Genomic DNA, 17,922 nt, shown 5'->3' with positions numbered 1-17,922 from the left:
GGGGCACCGGCGAGGCGACGGCAAGCGCGGACCGAGCATCGGCGATGCCACGCGCAACAAAGCGGGCCCTGTCGGTGGAATCCACCTGCAGGGCCCTCGTGTGCTCAGATCTCGCCGCGGAGTTTGGCCAGCGCCTCGGCCAGGATCGCCTCGCCGTCCGCGTCGCTGCGCCGCTCCCGTACGTACGCGAGGTGCGTCTTGTACGGCTCGGTGCGCGGCGGGTCCGGCGGGTTGTCCCGGTCCTGGCCGGCCGGGAACCCGCAGCGCGGGCAGTCCCAGGTGTCGGGGACCTGCGCGTCACTCGCGAAGCTCGGCTGCGTCTCGTGCCCGTTCGAGCACCAGAAGGAGATGCGGAGTCGCGGCGCGGACTCGCCCCGCTCGGCCTCCCCCATCGGCCCCGCGCCGACCCGGCTTCCCCGGATCGCGTTGCCACTTGCCACGGTTGTAACTCCCTGCGTGATGGTGCTCGAAGATGCCCCAGTCTACGTAAGGCCCAACGCGCGTCCAGTGATTGGAGTTACACCCCTCCCCGGGACGCGGAACCGAGACGTCAGTTGTCCAGCTTGATCAGAAGAGCAAGTACGACAATGCACGCGAACCACAGCAGACCGACGACCACGGTGATGCGGTCCAGGTTGCGCTCGGCGACCGACGAGCCGCCGACGGACGACTGCATGCCGCCACCGAACATGTCGGAGAGGCCGCCGCCCTTCCCCTTGTGCATCAGCACCAGCAGCATCAGCAGCGCGCTGAAGACGATGAGGGCGATCGAGAACCCCATAACCACGGCTGGACCCTACTTCCTGGCAATTCTCGGACTACACGGACGACGGGGACCGGGCTCGGAAAGAGCCCCGGCCCCCGCAAGGGTACGACGGATCCGCCCTACCGCATACTCACTGGTCGCGGAACCGGACGATCTTGACGAACTCCTCCGCGTCCAGCGCCGCGCCACCCACCAGGGCGCCGTCCACATCGGGCTGCGCCATGATCGCGGCCACGTTCGAAGCCTTCACGGAGCCGCCGTACTGGATGCGGACCTTGTCGGCCAGTTCCTTGGAGTACAGCTCGGCGAGCCGTCCGCGGATCGCCCCGCAGACCTCCTGGGCGTCCTCGGGCGTGGCGACCTCGCCGGTGCCGATGGCCCACACCGGCTCGTACGCGATCACGATGGTCTCGGCCTGCTCGGCCGGGATGTCCTTCAGGCCGCCGTCGAGCTGCGCGAGCGTGTAGGAGACCTGGTCACCGGCCTTGCGGATGTCCAGGCCCTCGCCGACGCAGAGGATCGGGACCAGGCCGTTGCGGAAGGCGGCCTTGACCTTGGCGTTGCAGATCTCGTCCGTCTCGGCGTGGTACTGCCGGCGCTCGGAGTGGCCGACGGCCACGTAGGTGCACTTCAGCTTGGACAGCATCACACCGGAGATTTCACCGGTGTACGCACCGGAGTCGTGCGCCGAGATGTCCTGGGCGCCGTACTTGATCTTCAGCTTGTCGCCGTCGACGAGGGTCTGGACGGACCGCAGGTCGGTGAAGGGCGCGAGGACGGCGACCTCGACGGCCTCGTAGTCCTTGTCGGTCAGGGCGAAGGCGAGCTTCTGGACGTGGGCGATGGCCTCGAGGTGGTTGAGGTTCATCTTCCAGTTGCCCGCCATCAGCGGGGTACGGGCGGTCATTGAGGGTCAGTCCTCCAGTGCGGCGAGGCCGGGAAGCGTCTTGCCTTCGAGGTACTCGAGGCTCGCGCCGCCGCCGGTCGAGATGTGGCCGAATGCGTCCTCGTCGAAGCCCAGGATCCGGACGGCCGCGGCGGAGTCACCACCGCCGACGACCGAGAAGGCCGGGGAGTCGACGAGCGCCTGGGCGACGGCCTTGGTGCCCTCGGCGTAGTCGGGGTGCTCGAAGACGCCCATGGGGCCGTTCCAGAAGACGGTGGCCGCGTCGGCGAGCTTCGATGCGTACAGCTTGCGGGTCTCGGGACCGATGTCCAGACCCTCCTGGTCGGCCGGGATGGCGGTCGAGGCGACCAGGGTCGGTTTGGCCGGGGCCTTGGTCTTCAGGTCCGGGAATTCGGCCGAGACCAGCACGTCGACGGGGAGCACGAACTCCACGCCCTTCTTCTCGGCCCGCGCCAGGTACTCCAGGCAGGCCGGGATCTGGTCCTCCTGGAGCAGCGAGATGCCGACCTCGTGGCCCTTGGCCTTGAGGAAGGTGTACGCCATGCCGCCGCCGATCAGGATGCGGTCGGCCTTCTCCAGCAGGTGGTCGATGACGCCGAGCTTGTCGGAGACCTTGGCGCCGCCCAGCACGACGACGTAGGGGCGCTTGACGTCGTCGGTGAGCTTCTTGAGGACGCCGACCTCGGTGGCGATCAGGTAGCCGGCGTAGCTCGGCAGCAGGCGCGCCAGGTCGTAGACGGAGGCGTGCTTGCGGTGCACGGCGCCGAAGCCGTCACCGACGTACACGTCCGCGAGGGCGGCGAGGCGGGCGGCGAACTCGGCGCGCTCGGCGTCGTCCTTGGACGTCTCGCCGGCGTTGAAGCGCAGGTTCTCCAGGACGGCCACCTGGCCGTTGTCCAGGCCGGCGACGGCCGAGTGGGCCTCGGAGCCGATGGTGTCGCCGGCGAAGGCGACGGGGCGGCCGAGCAGTTCACCGAGCCGGGAGGCGGCGAAGCGCAGCGTGAAGGCGGGGTCGGGCTCGCCCTTGGGGCGGCCGAGGTGCGAGGCCACGACGACCTTGGCACCGGCTCCGGTCAGCGCCTTGATGGTCGGCAGGACGGCGCGGATGCGGCCGTCGTCCGTGATGGTGGTGCCGTCCTGCGGCACGTTGAGGTCGGCGCGGACGAATACCCGCTTGCCCTCGACCCCTTGGCGGAGAAGTTCGTCGATCGTCTTCATCTGTCCTGTTGCTCCTTGGAAATTCCACGCAAGCGACAGGGCTCGTACAGCGCGGCGTTGCGCTGCCCGAGCCCTGTGCTCACATCGAGGTGCCTGCCCTTGTGCCCAATTGCCTAGAGCTGGCCGCCCACGAATACGGTGAGGTCGACGAGGCGGTTCGAGTAGCCCCACTCATTGTCGTACCAGCCGACGACCTTGACCTGCTTGCCCTGGACCATCGTCAGCAGCGAGTCGAAGGTGCAGGAGGCCGGCCAGTTGACGATGTCCGAGGAGACGATCGGGTCCTCGGTGTACTCCAGGATGCCCTTCAGCTGGCCCTCGGCGGCCTTCTGGAACGCGGTGTTGATCTCGTCCTTGGTGACCTCGCGGTCGAGCTCCAGGACGAGGTCGGTGACCGAGCCGGTCGGGACCGGGACGCGCATGGCGATGCCGTCCAGCTTGCCCTTGAGCTGCGGGAGGACCAGGGCGGTGGCCTTGGCGGCACCGGTCGAGGTCGGAATGATGTTCTCCGCGGCGGCGCGGGCGCGGCGGAGGTCCTTGTGCGGGAAGTCCAGGATGCGCTGGTCGTTGGTGTACGCGTGGACCGTCGTCATCATGCCCTTGACGATGCCGAAGTTCTCGTCGAGAACCTTGGCCATCGGCGCCACACAGTTGGTGGTGCAGGAGGCGTTGGAGATGACGTGGTGGTTGGCCGCGTCATACTTGTCCTGGTTGACACCCATGACGATGGTGATGTCCTCGTCGGTGGCCGGAGCCGAGATGAGGACCTTCTTCGCGCCACCGGCGATGTGCTTCTCGGCGTCGGCCTTCTTGGTGAAGATGCCGGTCGACTCGATGACGATGTCGACGCCCAGCTCACCCCACGGGATGTCGGCCGGGTTGCGCTCGGACAGCACCTTGATGGTGTGGCCGTCGACGGTGATGGTGTCGGCGGTGTGGCTGACCTCGGCCTTGAGACGACCCAGAATGGTGTCGTACTTCAGGAGGTGCGCCGTGGTCGCGGTGTCACCCAGGTCGTTGACAGCCACGATCTCGATGTCTGCACCCTGCTCCAGCAGCGCGCGGAAGTAGTTACGACCGATGCGGCCAAAGCCGTTGATGCCTACGCGGATCGTCACGAACCGATCTCCTCGTTAGGTACGCCGGTTTTCGACGCCGGCGAGATGTATTGGGATGTCCCCGACCGCTTACGACCCTACCTCCCTCCAGGCGGCGGAGTGACATCGAGCGCACCCGTACGAGCCCGGTGGACCGGGGCCTTCGACCTACTGGACAGTATGGTCCACCGGGGCATTCGTCCGGCTACCGAGCGTCAGCGGTGGAGCGCTCATCGGCGCGGTGGAGCGCTCCTCAGTGACGGAGTGCGCCGAGCGCCGTGCCGAGCAGCCGCTTGCGCTGTGCGGGATCGGGTACGTGCTCGAGTCCGAACCCGAGCAGCACGGTGTCGCGGGTCGTGACGGCTGCCCGGGAGTGGAACAGCGCGGGCGAGCGGGCCCAGTCGGTGGCGTTGCCCCGGCTGCCGGCCGGCGGGCCGGGGACGGTCCAGGCGCCGAGTGAGGTCTCGAAGCCCTCGCTGTCCCGTGCGCCGCCGGTGGTGACGAGTTTCGTGTCGTCGACGAAGGCGCCCGTCCCGCCGGTGCCGGGGTCGGTGATGTACGAGACGGACAGCTCGACCCGCTTGCCCGCGTAGGCGCTCAGGTCGACGGAGACCGGCTGCCAGCCGCCCGAGGTGCCGGTGAAGGCGTGCCAGGCGCCGGTGGTGCCGGTGGCGGTGCAGCCGGTGCCGCCGAGGGTCAGGTAGTGCGCGAGGAAGGGGTGCCCGGCGAGGTAGTAGCCCTCGGCGCAGTCCGCCGGGACCTCGCTGGAGGAGCGCCCGTTCGTATCGGGCAGGGTCGTCCAGTCGTCCTCGCCGACGGTGTGCGCCTCGACGACCACGTTGTCGTAGCCGGGCTCGGTGTCGTGGCTGAGCCGGAACTGGAGCGTGGGCTTCGCCGCGGCGTCCGTGCCGGTCAGGTCGACGGTCCGGGTGAGCCGCATCCAGGCGTTGTCGGCGTGCCGGGCGGCGGCGAAGGTCTCGCCCTCGTACGGCTCGAAGGGCGTGCGTACGCCGGGGTAGTCGCCCGCGGCGGCGCTGCGGAACTGCGGGAACCGGTCCGCGGGGAGGGTGTCGGAGGTGACGGTGTAGGCGCCGGCGCTGTCGAGCGGGTTGCCGGGCGCGTCGCCGAGAAAGGCCCCCGTACCGGCGAAGCGGCCCACGCCCTGGAAGGCGCCGGGCGATGCCATGCCGGAGCGGCGGTACGCGCCGAGGTAGTACTGGGCGAAGTCGTCGGAGTCGGCGCGGCCGATGTCGACGAGTCCGCCGGCGTTCTCACCGGCGTTGACCAGCGTGCCGCCCTCGTTGAGGTACTCCCGTACGGCGAGCGTGGTGGCCCCGGAGGGCTGGCCCGCGCCGGTGTACCACACCACGGTGCCGAAGTGGCCGAGCACGCCCAGGGGGTGCGGGGCGCCCTGGGTGGCCACGTCCCAGACGGCGGCCCTGCGGCCGTTGTCCTTCAGCGCCTTGGTGTACGCGGCGGTGTGCCGGGCCGGCGTGGTGCCACCCTCCTCGGCGAGGACGAGCGTGTCGCCGCGCGGGCGTGCCGCGATCGTGTACGTGAACGGGGTGGACGAGACGCGCTTGCCGTCGCGGGTGCGGCCGGTGAACCAGACCTCGACGGTGTCGCCGGGTTCGCCGTCCTGGACTTCGGCGCGGTACTCGTCGTAGTAGAGGTTGTCCTCGCCGCCGTACGTCTCGCCGCCCTCCCAGGCGTCGAGCCGCTGGTCGTGCGTACGGCCGCCGTTGACGCGGTACTTGAGCTCCTTGTCGCGCAGCGACTTGCGGGCGGTGACGGCGACTTCCTGGTCGTCGCCGTCGTACGCGTAGGAGGTGGTGAAGGTGTCGGGGACGAAGGGGGGCGCGTCGGCGCCGACCGGGGAGACCGGGTCGTCGGGGCGGGCGGCGGACTCGGCGACGGCGAGCGCGAACGGGACGTTCTTGGCGAACTCCTGCTGGATCAGTCTCTCGTCGTCGGGGAAGGTGAAGATGGACGCGCAGTCGGCCGGGTCCCAGGCGTCGTTCGGGTCGACGCGGGAGGCGGTGGCGCAGGTGGACATCTCCGGGGTGAACATCTGCATGCCGTTGACGTTGGCCGCGTGTCCGTCGGATTCGCCGTTGGTGGTGTAGAGCTCGGAGGACACCTGCGGGCGGTAGCCGGGGATCGCGGGCTTGGCCGGGGTGCCGGCCAGCGCCTTGAGGGCGACGTCGTCGGGGGTGTCGGTGGCGACCTGCCAGCCGACGCCGTACAGGATCAGCTGCGCGGCGGAGTGGTAGTTGATGCCGTACTGGAATCCGATCCGCTTCTGGAACGCGTCGAGTGCCTTCGTCTCCGGCTCCGACATCGGGCCGGTGCCGCGGTAGGTCTCACCGGCCGGGTCGGGCGACGAACCTTCGTTGTCGTAGCCCCACTTGTAGGAGAAGTTGCGGTTGAGATCGACGCCGTCGCCGGGCGCGATCTTCCCGTCGCCGTTGTTGTCGCGGAGGTTCTTGCGCCACTGGCGGTTGGCCGGGGCGGCGTGGGTGTGGTCGTAGCCGTCGGGGTTGGCGGAGAGGACGAACCACAGCTCGGTGGTGTCGACGATCTTCGTGATACGCGGGTCCTTGCCGTAGCCGGCCAGGTAGTGGTGGAGCAGCCGCCGGTTCATCTCGGGCGTGATCCACTCGCGGGCGTGCTGGTTGGAGAGGTAGAGGGTGGCCGGCTTGGAGCCGTCCTTGTACTTCTTGGCGCCCTTGGTCAGCTTCAGGGCGAGGATGTCCTGGCCCTGGACCGTCCTGCCGATGCTGATGACCTTGGTGAGGGCCTGGTTGGCGCGGGCGGTCGCCAGGATCTCCTCCTTGAGCCCGCCCTTTCCGCCGTACGGCCGGAACACGCCGTCGCCGGCGGCCGCGACGCGCTTCTCGGCGGCCTTGGTGAGGTCGTGCTCGGTGACCCCGACGCCCTTGTCGCGCAGCGCCTCGGCCTGCCGGTCGGTGAGGTACAACTCGACGGTGGCGGTGCCCTTCTCGGGCACCTGCTCGCTCAGCTCGTGGCCGTCGGTCCCGGCGTCGAGCAGGAGCGGGACCTGTTCCCTGGTCACTTCGGCGTGCCACACGGAGAGGCTGTCGCCGTCCCCGTTGCCCGTGCCGTCCTTCTGCTCCGCCCCGGCGACGGGTGCCGCCACCAGTCCGGCCATCAGCAGTGAAGCCGCGGCGAGGATCGATCTCGCTCTACGTCTCATGTGCCCCCCTTGCTGTTGTCTGCCACGGAAGTGGACAGGCGCCAGGCTCATGACTCTTCATGATCATGTCAATACCACCCGGATGCGCTTGGCCGGTGAAGCATGGGGGCCGGTGCGGGTCCGGCAGGCCGCCGCTCCGGATGGGGCGGCGGCGCGCACAGCGGCGTCAGCCGACGAGGCCGTCGGCCATTTCCTCGGTCAGGTTGGACTCCGTGCCGGGGATGCCGAGGTCCTGGGCCCGCTTGTCGGCCATGGCCAGCAGGCGGCGGATACGGCCCGCGACCGCGTCCTTGGTCAGCGGCGGGTCGGCGAGGGCGCCGAGCTCCTCCAGGGAGGCCTGCTTGTGCTCCATGCGCAGCCGGCCGGCCGCCGCCAGGTGCTCGGGGACCTCCTCGCCGAGGATCTCCAGGGCGCGCTGCACCCGGGCGCCGGCCGCGACCGCGGCGCGGGCCGAGCGGCGGAGGTTGGCGTCGTCGAAGTTGGCCAGCCGGTTGGCGGTGGCCCGGACCTCGCGGCGCATCCGCCGCTCCTCCCAGGCCAGCACCGACTCGTGCGCCCCGAGCCGGGTCAGCAGGGCGCCGATCGCGTCCCCGTCCCGTACCACCACGCGGTCCACGCCCCGCACCTCGCGGGCCTTGGCGGCGATGGACAGCCGCCGCGCGGCACCGACCAGCGCGAGCGCGGCCTCCGGGCCCGGGCAGGTGACCTCCAGCGACGAGGAGCGGCCCGGCTCGGTCAGCGAACCGTGCGCCAGGAACGCGCCGCGCCAGGCGGCCTCCGCGTCACAGGTCGCCCCGGAGACGACCTGCGGCGGCAGGCCCCGGATGGGGCGGCCCCGGCCGTCCACCAGCCCGGTCTGGCGGGCCAGCTGATCGCCGCCCGCCACCACCCGTACGACGAAACGCGAGCCGCGCCGCAGCCCGCCCGGCGCCATCACGATCAGCTCGGAGCCGTGGCCGAAGATCTCCGCGATGTCCCGTTTCAGGCGGCGCGCCGCCATCGCGGTGTCCAGCTCCGCCTCGATCACGATCCGCCCGCTGACCAGGTGCAGCCCGCCGGCGAACCGCAGGATCGACGAGACCTCCGCCTTTCTGCAGCAGGTCCGGGTGACGGGGAGCCGGGAGATCTCGTCCTTCACCGCTGCCGTCATCGCCATGGGCCGATCCTTCCATGCATCCGAAAAATACGGTCGTACGCGGCGGCCAGCAGCTCCGGGTCGTGCTTCGGGGAGCCGTCCTTCCTGGCCACGGGGGCCAGCTCGACCGCGGCACCGAGCCGCTTTGCGGCGTCTGCGAGGGACTCGCGGTCGGGCACGGCGGCCTCGTCGGCCAGCACCACGTCCAGGGCGAGTTTAGGGGCGTGTCGTCCCAAAACCTCCAAATGACGCTGCGGAGAGAAGCCCTCGGTTTCTCCGGGCTGCGGCGCGAGGTTCAGCGACAGGACCCGGCGCGCCTTGGTCTCGACGAGGGCCTCCAGCAGCTCGGGCACCAGCAGGTGCGGGATGACCGAGGAGAACCACGAGCCGGGGCCGAGCACCACCCAGTCCGCGTCCAGCACCGCCGCGACCGCCTCGGGCACGGCGGGCGGGTCGTTCGGCACCAGGTGCACGGACTGCACCTCGCCGGGCGTGAGCGCCACGGTCGCCTGGCCGCGCACGGTGTCCACCTCGTCCGGGCGCTCCGGGTCATGGCCCTTGACCAGCGCCTGGAGCTCCAGCGGCACCGCCGACATGGGCAGCACCCGGCCGTGCGCACCCAGCAGCCTGCCCACCAGGTCCAGCGCCTGGACATGGTCGCCGAGCTGCTCCCACAGGGCGACGATCAGCAGGTTGCCGACCGCGTGCTCGTGCAGGTCACCCTTGGACTGGAACCGGTGCTGGATGACGCGGGACCACGTCTGGCCCCAGTCGTCGTCGCCGCACAGCGCCGCCAGGGCCTTGCGCAGGTCCCCGGGCGGCAGCACTCCGAGCTCCTCCCGGAGCCGGCCGCTGGACCCGCCGTCGTCGGCGACCGTGACCACGGCGGTCAGGTCGCCGGTGATACGGCGCAGCGCGGCGAGGGACGCGGACAGGCCCATGCCGCCGCCGAGGGCCACGACCTTGGGCTGGGCGCCGCGTCTGCGGAGCGTACGGACGGACAGGGACCGCGTACGCCGACGGTACTGCTTCACTCGCGCCCCATGTCCCGGTGGACGACGACGGTCTCGACCCCTTCCGAGGCGAGCCGGGCGGCGAGCTTCTCGGACATGGCGACGGAGCGGTGCTTACCGCCCGTGCAGCCGACGGCGATCGTCACGTACCGCTTGCCCTCGCGGCGGTAGCCGGTGGAGATCAGCTGGAGCAGCTCGGTGTACTGGTCCAGGAACTCCTTGGCGCCCGGCTGGTTGAAGACGTACCCCGACACCTCCTCATTGAGGCCGGTGAACGGGCGCAGCTCCGGCACCCAGTGCGGGTTCGGCAGGAAGCGGCAGTCCACGACCAGGTCGGCGTCGACGGGCAGGCCGTACTTGTAGCCGAACGACATGACGGTGGCCCGCAGCTCCGGCTCCTCGTCACCCGCGAACTGGGCGTCCATCTTGGCGCGCAGCTCGTGGACGTTGAGGCTGGAGGTGTCGATCACCAGGTCGGCGTCGCCGCGCAGCTCGCGCAGCAGGTCGCGCTCGGCGGCGATGCCGTCGACGATCCGGCCGTCGCCCTGGAGCGGGTGCGGGCGGCGCACCGACTCGAAGCGGCGGACCAGGGCCTCGTCGGACGACTCCAGGAAGACGATCCGGCGGGTGACCTGCTTGGCGTCGAGGACCGCGAGCGACTCGCGGAGGCTCTCGAAGAACTGGCGGCCGCGCACGTCGACGACGACGGCGATGCGCGCCACATTGCCCTGGGAACGGGCGCCCAGCTCCACCATGGTGGGGATCAGCGCGGGCGGCAGGTTGTCGACGACGAACCAGCCGAGGTCCTCCAGGCACTTGGCGGCGGTGCTGCGACCGGCGCCGGACATGCCGGAGATGATCACCAGCTCGGGGATGGCCGCCTCGGCGGCCTCTCCGGCCTCGATCGTCGTGCCCGTACTCACGTGTGCTGCTCCGTCTTCTCGCGCTGTCGGCTCTGGCTCTGCCGGCTTTGCCGGTTCTGCCGTCGGGTGGTGCTCAGTCATTTCCGGTTCCCCCGTCGTCGTCTTCCATGATCTCTCCTGTCGCCGTGTTCACGGCGGGGGCGGCCGGAGCCGCCTGGGCGAGGGCCACGGCCACGGCTTCGGCGGTCTTCCGGCCGAACCCCGGCACCTCGCAGATCTGCTCGATTGTCGCCTGCCGCAGCCGCTTCACCGAGCCGAAGTGTTTGATCAGCGCCTGCTTGCGGGTGTCGCCGAGGCCCGGGACCGCGTCCAGCGGGCTGGTCCGTATCCGCTTGGTGCGCTTGCTGCGCTGGTAGCGGATGGCGAAGTCGTGGGCGGTGTCACGGACCCGCTGGAGGAGGTACAGCCCCTCGCTGGAGCGGGGGAGGACGACGGGGTCGTCGTCGCCCGGCAGCCAGACCTCCTCCAGGCGCTTGGCGAGGCCGCAGACGGCGACGTCGTCGATCCCGAGCTCGTCGAGGGCCCGCTGGGCGGCGGCGACCTGCGGCTGTCCGCCGTCGACCACCACGAGCTGCGGCGGGTACGCGAACTTCTTCGGCCTGCCGTCGTCCTCTGGGAGGTCCGCCGGGACCTCGCCGTCGGTCTCCTCCAGGGCCCACTCCCCGGTCTTCTCCTTCTCCGCGAGGTACCGCCTGAAGCGGCGCGTGATCACCTCGTGCATGGAGCGGACGTCGTCCTGGCCCTCGAAGCCCTTGATCTGGAAGCGGCGGTACTCGCTCTTGCGGGGCAGGCCGTCCTCGAAGACGACCATGGAGGCGACCACGTCCTCCCCCTGGAGGTGGGAGATGTCGAAGCACTCGATGCGCAGCGGCGCCGTCTCCAGGTCCAGGGCCTCGGCGATCTCCTCCAGCGCGCGGGAGCGAGTGGTCAGGTCGCTGGCGCGCTTGGTCTTGTGCAGGACGAGAGATTGTTGGGCATTGCGGCCGACGGTCTCCATCAGCGCCTTCTTGTCACCGCGCTGCGGGATGCGCAGGGACACGTTCGACCCGCGGCGGGTGGTGAGCCACTGCGTGATCGCGTCCAGGTCCTCGGGGAGGGCCGGGACGAGGACCTCCTTGGGGACGGCGTCGCCGCTCTCCTCGCCGTACAGTTGCTGGAGCGCGTGCTCGACGAGGCCCGCCGTGTCGACCGCCTCCACCTTGTCGGTGACCCAGCCGCGCTGGCCGCGCACCCGGCCACCGCGGACGTGGAAGATCTGCACGGCCGCTTCCAGCTCGTCCTCGGCGACCGCCATCAGGTCCGCGTCGGTGGCGTCGGCGAGGACGACGGCGCTCTTCTCCATGGCCCGCTTGAGGGCCTCTATGTCGTCGCGGAGCCTGGCCGCCTTCTCGTACTCCATGTCCTCGGCCGCCAGCATCATGTCCTTCTCCAGGCGGCGGATGTACGTGCCGGTGCGGCCGGCCATGAAGTCGCAGAACTCCTCGGCCAGTTCCCGGTGCTCCTCCGGGTCGATCCGGCCCACGCACGGCGCCGAGCACTTGCCGATGTACCCCAGGAGGCAGGGGCGGCCGGTGCGCTCGGCGTTCTTGAACACCCCGGCCGAGCACGTCCGTACGGGAAAGACACGCAGCAGCAGGTCCACCGTGTCGCGGATGGCCCAGGCGTGGCTGTACGGGCCGAAGTACCGCACGCCCTTCTTCTTCTGGCCGCGCATCACCTGCACGCGCGGGAAGTCCTCATTGAGGGTGACGGCGAGGTAGGGATAGCTCTTGTCGTCCCGGTACTTGACGTTGAACCGGGGGTCGAACTCCTTGATCCACGAGTACTCCAGCTGGAGCGCCTCGACCTCGGTCGACACCACGGTCCACTCGACGGAGGCGGCCGTCGTGACCATGGTGCGCGTGCGCGGGTGCAGGCCCGCCAGGTCCTGGAAGTAGTTGGCGAGCCGCTGGCGCAGGGACTTCGCCTTCCCGACGTAGATCACCCGGCGGTGCTCGTCACGGAATTTGTAGACCCCCGGCGAGTCGGGGATCTGTCCCGGCTTGGGGCGGTAGCTGGAGGGGTCTGCCATGACTCACACCCTACTGGCGTCCACTGACACCACGAGTGTCCCCGAGGTGTCCACGGAACGGCCACGGAGCACCCCCGGCGGGGGCCGAAGCCCCCCGCGGCCCCTCCCGCCCCGCGCCCGGCGGCCGGGGGTTCCCCCGCTCGGCGCCCGGCGGGAGCGGGCGCAGCGGGGGCGGGCCCAGTGGGGGCGGGGTCCCGGCGGCCGGGGGTCTCCCCGTTCGCGGCCCGCCGGGAGCGGGCGCCGGGTGGGTCCCGGCGATTGGGGCACAGGCGGCTCGGTGCCCCGGCGGCCCACGACCCCGACAGCCCAAGAGCCCCGGCCGGAACTGGCCCAGCGGGGGCGGGGCCTCGGCAGCCGGGGGTCTTCCCGCTCGGGGCCCGGCGGGAGCGGGGGCCGGCGGCCCGCAGTCCCCACGGGAGAGGTGGCCCAGTGGGGACGAGGGCCCGGCGGCCCCGGTCTCCCCGACCGGGCCTTGGCAGGGCGGGACCCGGCGGGAGTGGGCCCCCGCCGGGGCCCAGGCCGGCTCGGGCACCGGCCGCTCGGCGCCCGGCCGAAGCGGGCCCAGCGGGGCCAGGGGTCTCCCCGCTCGGCGCCCGGCGGGAGCGGCCTCCGCCGGGGCCCGGGCCCGGCCCAGGGCCGGCTCGGGGCCGGGCGGGGCGCGGCGCCGCGGGCCCGGGGCTTCGCGGGCTCGGGGCCCGGGACCCGGGGCCCGGCGGGGCGGGGCTCAGTCGCGCCGGTGGCGGCGGAGCCTCCACGCGCCGGTGAGGGCGAGCGCCACGGCGCAGAGGGCGGCGGCTCCGGTGGGCACCGGCGGGAGGCCGGTACGGTCACCGGCGGCCGCGACGGCAGGGGCAGGCGGGGCATCCGGCCGGGCGGCCGGGCCGGAGGCGGGCCCTCCGTACCCGCCGGCGGCGCCCTTGCGGGCGTACGCCGTGCCGGGGAGCTTGTCCCCGTACGCCGCCGCGACCCGCTCCCGGTAGGCGGCGAGCGTGGTGCCGCGCGCGCCCACCGCGCGTATCGCGTCCTCGTCCAGCGGGAGCACCCGGCTGCCCTTGTGGACGTACCAGGCGTCGATCTGCGGTTCGCGGAAGACCGTGCCGCCGGGCAGTCGGCGGGCGCCCTCCCTCGCGTACCGGATCTCGTCGTCACCGGTCGCGATGTTGACCACCTGCCAGCCCTTCGCGCCCTGGCGGGCGGTCCAGACGGACGCCTTCTGCCCGTCCGAGGAGACCGCCCCGGCGGCGTGGAACTCGACGCGGGCCACCGGCGCCCCCGCTCTGCCCGCCACGAAGTCCGGCGACAGGACGCGTACGGGTACGGTCGAGCCCTCGATACGGGGGTGCGCGGCAGCCCGCGTCACGGCCCCGTCGCGGGCGAAGAACCGGGAGAGCGTGTCGAGGGTTGCGGGAGCGGTGACCGCCGCGCCCGGTGTGTCGGCGGCGGTGGCGGTGGGAGCGGGAAGCAGCAGCAGTGCGGGGGTGAGGGCGGCTGCTGCCAGGAGACGGCGTGGGGTCATGGCGTTCACGCCCCTGTCCGGTAGAGGGAGTGGGTCCAGGAGAAGGAGCCGTTGTCGACGTACCAGGCGTGCGACGCCCAGTTGTAGCGGTCGCTGGAGGGCCAGGGATCGCCCCAGTACACCCAGCTGTTGGCGTCGTCGTACCCGTAGATCACGTGCATGTGTCCGCCGCCGCTCGACCACTGGATGCGGGTCTCGATGGGGCGGTTCGCGTTGATCTCGGTCTGGACGGTGGAGTAGCGCAGCCAGCCGTCGACGTACGAGCCCGGGTTGATGCCGGCCCAGCGCAGCCCGTTCTGTACGTTGCCGAGGGTGGCCTGCCAGTTGGGGCAGTCGGTGCCCTGCTGCCGGTTGAAGGCGGCGTTGCAGAACTGGTTCTGGGAGTAGGAGCGGCCGAACCAGGCGGCGATGGTGTTGCCGCCGGCGGCCCAGCACCAGTTGGTCTTCTGCTGTGCCTGCATGGTGATGTTCAGGCGCTTCGCGGCGAGCGTCGTCGTCGCCGAACGGTCCTCGGCGGTGGCGGCGTTCACCGGGAGGACGAGGACGGTGGTGGTGGCGGCGAGGAGCACCGCGAGGAAAGTCGGTTTGCGCATCGCGTTCCTCCGACTGGGGATGTGGGGAGGGAGGATCGCGTCCGGACGCTGCTGGGAGCATCAAGCGTTGTCGGGGGCAGGTCAACACGCTTCAATGCGGGGTGACACCGCGCTGTGAATGCCACTGGTTGACGAGTGAACGGCACCCCCGTGCCCACCAGCCCGCCCGTCACCACCTCGCCCGGAGTCGCACTGCCCCGTCGTGAACGTTCACTGAGGACTCCCATGGGACACACCGAGACCGATCTGGCGCAGATCCTGCACACCGGCCCCTTCCACCTGGCGCTGCGCGCGGCGCTGGCGGTGCGCGGGCTGCCGCTCCAGCGGGTGCAGCACCATCTCGCGCATCGCGGCATCAAGGTGGGGGTGACCAGCCTCTGCTACTGGCAGCAGGGTGCCCGCCGCCCGCAGCGGCCGGAGTCGCTGAAGGCCGTACGGGCCCTGGAGGAGCTGCTCCAGCTGCCCGGCGAGTCCCTGATCCGGCTGCTCGGCGATCCGGCCCCGGGCGGTGAGGGGACGGCGCGGCCGGCGGCCCGTTCGTACCGCTCGCTGGTGGAGGTGTCGGGCGTGGTGGAGCAGCTGATCGCGGAGCTGGAGGCGCCCGCGGACGGCGGGCTGCACACAGTGGGGCACCAGGAGCGGGTACGGGTGGGAGCGGGGCGGGAGCTGGTCGGCCGGGACTCGCAGCAGGTCGTGCGGGCCCACCGGGACGGCATCGACCGTTACCTGGCCATCCACCACGGGGACCCCGGCTGCGACCCGGGGCGGGTGGTGGTGCGGGCGGGCGAGAACTGCCGTACGGGACGGGTTCGGTGGCACGGCGAGACGGGCGTCGTGGTCGCGGAGCTGCTGTTCGACGCGCGGCTGCGGGCGGGCGAGACGTACCTCTTCGGGTACGGCTTCGAGGACGGTACGGGCGGGGTGAGCGGCGAGTACGTGCGCGGCTTCAGCTTCGCGGGCGGGCAGTACGTCCTTCAGGTGCGGTTCCACGAGGACGCCCTGCCGGTACGGTGCCGGCGCTTCGCCCAGACGTCGGCGGGCGCGCCGCGCGGAGCCCGCAGCGACCTGACGCTGAGCGGGCGGCACCGTACGGTCCACTTCGTGGAGCAGGGCGTCAGGCCCGGGATCCTGGGGATCGACTGGGACTGGGAGTGACCCCCGGATCCGCCGTGCTGGGATTCCCCGTGCTTACGGCTTACGGCTTACGGCTTACGCGTCGGGGCCGGCGATCAGCTTGCCGTCGGCGCCGACCTTGACCGGGACCTCGGGCAGGGCGGCGGTGGCCGGGCCCTTCAGCGCCTTTCCGGTGGTGACGTCGAAGCGGCTGCCGTGGCAGGGGCAGTTGCCCTCGGTGCCCTCGACCTTGTCGAAGACGCAGCCCGCGTGGGTGCACTGGGCGCTGAACGCCCGGTACTGGCCCTTGGCCGGGCAGCTCACCACCAGGCGCTGCTCGCGGTACAGCTTGGCGCCGCCGACCGGTACCTCGTCCGCCGCGCCCAGGTTCACGGGTGCGGTGGGGGTGGGCGTCTGTGCGTGGCCGAGTTTCGACTCGGTGGAGCAGGCGGCTGCCCCGAGCCCGGCGGCCCCGGCGAGGGTGGCGCCTTTCAGCACGGTACGGCGGGCGGGCGGCTGGCCGGGCATGGGGGCTCCACGGTGGGCTGGTGTGCGTCGGTGACGGAACCGACGATACCGGGGTAGATCGGCGGCCTTGCGCGCGGGTTGGGGGGCTGTGGTGGGCGGGGGTGATGGGTTACGTTCGGGCTCGTGATCGTCGCCGCCGGAGAGTCCCTGATCGACCTCGTACCCGAAGGGGCCGAGCCGCTGTCCGCCCTGGTGCCGCTGCGGGGCGGCGGACCGTACAACACGGCGGTGGCGCTGGGCCGGCTCGGCGCCGAGGCCGGTTTCTGCTCGCGGATCTCCACGGACGCGTACGGCGAGGCGCTGCTGGACGGGCTGCGGGCCGCGGGGGTCGCGACCGGCCTCGTACAGCGCGGTCCGGAGCCGACGACGCTGGCGGTGGCCTCGGTGGGGGCGGACGGTTCGGCGGGGTACTCCTTCTACGCGGAGGGCACGGCCGACCGGCTCTTCGAGCTGCCGCAGCGGCTTCCGGAGGCGGTACGGGCCGTCGCCTTCGGGACGTGCTCGCTGGTCCTGGAGCCGGGCGCGAGCGCGTACGAGGCGCTGCTGCGGCGGGAGTCGGGGCGCGGGGTGCTGACCCTGCTGGACCCGAACGTCCGGGCGGGTCTGATTCCGGACGCGGACGCCTACCGGGCGCGGTTCGCGGGCTGGCTGCCGTACGTGTCGCTGCTGAAGCTGTCCGAGGAGGACGCGCGGTGGCTGGGCGGTTCGCCCGCGGAGTGGCTGGCGAAGGGGCCGTCGGCGGTGGTACTGACCCGGGGCGCGGAGGGGCTGACGGTGTTCACGGGCGACGTGACCGTGTCGGTGCCCGCGGTCCCGGTGACGGTCGCCGACACCATCGGTGCGGGCGACACGGTGAACGCGGCGCTGCTGCACGGACTGGGGGGCCGCGCGCCGGAGGCGCTGGATGAGGCGGCCTGGACGGACCTGCTCTCGTTCGCGGCCCGCGCGGCGGCGGTCACCTGCTCCCGGCCGGGCGCGGAGCCGCCGTACGCCGCGGAGCTGGTGACGGACGACACGGTGTTGCCGCTGAGCGGCGTCCCCACGCTGATCTGCGCGCCCGACGGCCCGCCGCTGGCCGGCCGGCAGGCCGCGCTCGACCTGATCGGCGACGCCCTGGGCCGGGGCGCGGGCCTGGTCGTCGTGCCGGTGGCCCGGCTCGGCGAGGACTTCTTCGCGCTCCGCTCGGGCGTGGCCGGCGAGGTCGTCCAGAAGTTCGCGGACTACGGGCTGCGGCTGGCGATCGTCGGGGACATCTCCACCCACGTGGCGGCGAGCACGTCACTGCGCGACTTCGTACGCGAAGCGAACCGCGGCACCCAGGTCCGGTTCGCGGACACCATCCCCGCCCTGGCGGCCCGCCTGGCCGCCCGGGCCTAGGCCCCGGGCCGCACCTGCGGTCGGGCACACGCCCCCTGCGCCGGACCGACACGCCGGCCCGTCGGCATGGCCACACCCTGAGCGCGCCGACCCCACCAGGACGATCGGCTCCGTCAGCTCCCCAGTCGACCGGTACGGCCTCGTGCCGGATCGGATGGCCGGGGGGGGGGACTCGAGGGGCCCGGGAGGACCTGGGCGGAGCCAGGGGACCCGCAGGACCCACGCGGACCCGGGGGCCAGGGGCCCGGGGGCACCCGGCGGAACCCGACCGACCCGCAGGACCCGCGCTGACCCGGTGGGCCCGGGGGACCCGGGAGACCCGCGCCGACCCGGTGGACCTGGGGACCCGGGGGACCCGCGTCGACCCGGTGGACCCGGGGACCCGGGGAGCCGGGGGACCCGCGTCGACCCGGTGGACCTGGGGACCCGGGGAGCCCGGGGGGCCCAC

15 protein-coding genes are annotated in these 17,922 nt (G+C 72.0%); 2 read left to right on the top strand and 13 right to left on the bottom strand.

Going from position 1 to position 17,922, the window contains the following annotated elements:
- Window positions 1–104: 104 nt before the first annotated feature.
- The 12 genes from AMK26_RS05820 to AMK26_RS05765 all read right to left on the bottom strand — a co-directional run bounded on the left by AMK26_RS05820 (window position 105) and on the right by AMK26_RS05765 (window position 14,456).
- A complete protein-coding gene (locus AMK26_RS05820; protein ID WP_003957010.1) occupies window positions 105–440 on the bottom strand; it encodes an RNA polymerase-binding protein RbpA in 336 nt (111 codons plus the stop codon).
- A gap of 110 nt (window positions 441–550) precedes the next feature.
- Window positions 551–781: a preprotein translocase subunit SecG gene (gene secG / locus AMK26_RS05815; RefSeq protein WP_064073089.1), complete on the bottom strand. Its 231-nt coding sequence runs from the start codon at window positions 779–781 to the stop codon at window positions 551–553.
- A 115-nt stretch (window positions 782–896) separates the two neighbouring features.
- Entirely contained in the window at window positions 897–1,673 is a 777-nt protein-coding gene (gene tpiA, locus AMK26_RS05810; RefSeq protein ID WP_073752560.1) for a triose-phosphate isomerase, read from the bottom strand.
- A 6-nt stretch (window positions 1,674–1,679) separates the two neighbouring features.
- A complete protein-coding gene (locus AMK26_RS05805) occupies window positions 1,680–2,891 on the bottom strand; it encodes a phosphoglycerate kinase (RefSeq protein WP_073752558.1) in 1,212 nt (403 codons plus the stop codon).
- Between the two features lie 113 nt (window positions 2,892–3,004).
- Window positions 3,005–4,009: a type I glyceraldehyde-3-phosphate dehydrogenase gene (gene gap / locus AMK26_RS05800; RefSeq protein ID WP_073752556.1), complete on the bottom strand. Its 1,005-nt coding sequence runs from the start codon at window positions 4,007–4,009 to the stop codon at window positions 3,005–3,007.
- A gap of 232 nt (window positions 4,010–4,241) precedes the next feature.
- Entirely contained in the window at window positions 4,242–7,205 is a 2,964-nt protein-coding gene (locus tag AMK26_RS05795; protein ID WP_073752554.1) for a M14 family metallopeptidase, read from the bottom strand.
- A 166-nt stretch (window positions 7,206–7,371) separates the two neighbouring features.
- A complete protein-coding gene (gene whiA / locus AMK26_RS05790) occupies window positions 7,372–8,361 on the bottom strand; it encodes a DNA-binding protein WhiA (protein WP_064073084.1) in 990 nt (329 codons plus the stop codon).
- On the bottom strand, window positions 8,352–9,374 hold the full coding sequence (locus tag AMK26_RS05785) for a gluconeogenesis factor YvcK family protein (protein WP_073752552.1): 1,023 nt from the start codon (window positions 9,372–9,374) through the stop codon (window positions 8,352–8,354). The genes whiA and AMK26_RS05785 overlap by 10 nt, the downstream gene beginning before the upstream one ends.
- A complete protein-coding gene (gene rapZ, locus AMK26_RS05780; protein ID WP_241837794.1) occupies window positions 9,371–10,357 on the bottom strand; it encodes an RNase adapter RapZ in 987 nt (328 codons plus the stop codon). The genes AMK26_RS05785 and rapZ overlap by 4 nt, the downstream gene beginning before the upstream one ends.
- On the bottom strand, window positions 10,350–12,347 hold the full coding sequence (uvrC, locus tag AMK26_RS05775) for an excinuclease ABC subunit UvrC (RefSeq protein ID WP_073752548.1): 1,998 nt from the start codon (window positions 12,345–12,347) through the stop codon (window positions 10,350–10,352). Before uvrC ends, rapZ begins: the two co-directional genes overlap by 8 nt.
- 724 nt (window positions 12,348–13,071) lie before the next feature.
- Window positions 13,072–13,863 carry a hypothetical protein gene (locus AMK26_RS05770; protein WP_107420880.1) on the bottom strand — a complete coding sequence of 264 codons (792 nt, stop codon included), beginning with the start codon at window positions 13,861–13,863 and terminating at the stop codon, window positions 13,072–13,074.
- A gap of 5 nt (window positions 13,864–13,868) precedes the next feature.
- Window positions 13,869–14,456 carry a papain-like cysteine protease family protein gene (locus AMK26_RS05765; protein ID WP_073752544.1) on the bottom strand — a complete coding sequence of 196 codons (588 nt, stop codon included), beginning with the start codon at window positions 14,454–14,456 and terminating at the stop codon, window positions 13,869–13,871.
- A 225-nt stretch (window positions 14,457–14,681) separates the two neighbouring features.
- Here AMK26_RS05765 and AMK26_RS05760 point away from each other — a divergent pair, with 225 nt between their 5' ends.
- The gene (locus AMK26_RS05760; RefSeq protein WP_073752542.1) at window positions 14,682–15,611 is read left to right on the top strand and encodes a hypothetical protein; all 930 of its coding nucleotides are present in this window, start codon (window positions 14,682–14,684) and stop codon (window positions 15,609–15,611) included.
- A 54-nt stretch (window positions 15,612–15,665) separates the two neighbouring features.
- Here the strand turns inward: AMK26_RS05760 and AMK26_RS05755 are convergent, their stop codons facing one another.
- Window positions 15,666–16,097: a Rieske (2Fe-2S) protein gene (locus AMK26_RS05755; RefSeq protein WP_073752540.1), complete on the bottom strand. Its 432-nt coding sequence runs from the start codon at window positions 16,095–16,097 to the stop codon at window positions 15,666–15,668.
- 123 nt (window positions 16,098–16,220) lie between these two features.
- Between AMK26_RS05755 and AMK26_RS05750 the strand changes: the two genes are divergently transcribed.
- Entirely contained in the window at window positions 16,221–17,474 is a 1,254-nt protein-coding gene (locus AMK26_RS05750) for a PfkB family carbohydrate kinase (protein WP_073752538.1), read from the top strand.
- The last annotated feature ends 448 nt before the right edge of the window (window positions 17,475–17,922 follow it).

Source organism: Streptomyces sp. CB03234 (genome assembly GCF_001905885.1).
Lineage (GTDB): Bacteria > Actinomycetota > Actinomycetes > Streptomycetales > Streptomycetaceae > Streptomyces.
This window is presented reverse-complemented; position numbering and strand designations above follow the sequence as displayed.

Excerpts from the sequence above, each read along its gene's own strand:
- tpiA (WP_073752560.1), bottom strand. The coding sequence starts at position 1,673 with ATGACCGCCCGTACCCCGCTGATGGCGGGCAACTGGAAGATGAACCTC.
- AMK26_RS05795 (WP_073752554.1), bottom strand. The coding sequence starts at position 7,205 with ATGAGACGTAGAGCGAGATCGATCCTCGCCGCGGCTTCACTGCTGATG.
- whiA (WP_064073084.1), bottom strand. The coding sequence starts at position 8,361 with ATGGCGATGACGGCAGCGGTGAAGGACGAGATCTCCCGGCTCCCCGTC.
- AMK26_RS05755 (WP_073752540.1), bottom strand. The coding sequence starts at position 16,097 with ATGCCCGGCCAGCCGCCCGCCCGCCGTACCGTGCTGAAAGGCGCCACC.
- AMK26_RS05765 (WP_073752544.1), bottom strand. The coding sequence starts at position 14,456 with ATGCGCAAACCGACTTTCCTCGCGGTGCTCCTCGCCGCCACCACCACC.
- AMK26_RS05770 (WP_107420880.1), bottom strand. The coding sequence starts at position 13,863 with ATGACCCCACGCCGTCTCCTGGCAGCAGCCGCCCTCACCCCCGCACTG.
- uvrC (WP_073752548.1), bottom strand. The coding sequence starts at position 12,347 with ATGGCAGACCCCTCCAGCTACCGCCCCAAGCCGGGACAGATCCCCGAC.
- rapZ (WP_241837794.1), bottom strand. The coding sequence starts at position 10,357 with ATGACTGAGCACCACCCGACGGCAGAACCGGCAAAGCCGGCAGAGCCA.
- secG (WP_064073089.1), bottom strand. The coding sequence starts at position 781 with ATGGGGTTCTCGATCGCCCTCATCGTCTTCAGCGCGCTGCTGATGCTG.
- AMK26_RS05805 (WP_073752558.1), bottom strand. The coding sequence starts at position 2,891 with ATGAAGACGATCGACGAACTTCTCCGCCAAGGGGTCGAGGGCAAGCGG.
- AMK26_RS05760 (WP_073752542.1), top strand. The coding sequence starts at position 14,682 with ATGGGACACACCGAGACCGATCTGGCGCAGATCCTGCACACCGGCCCC.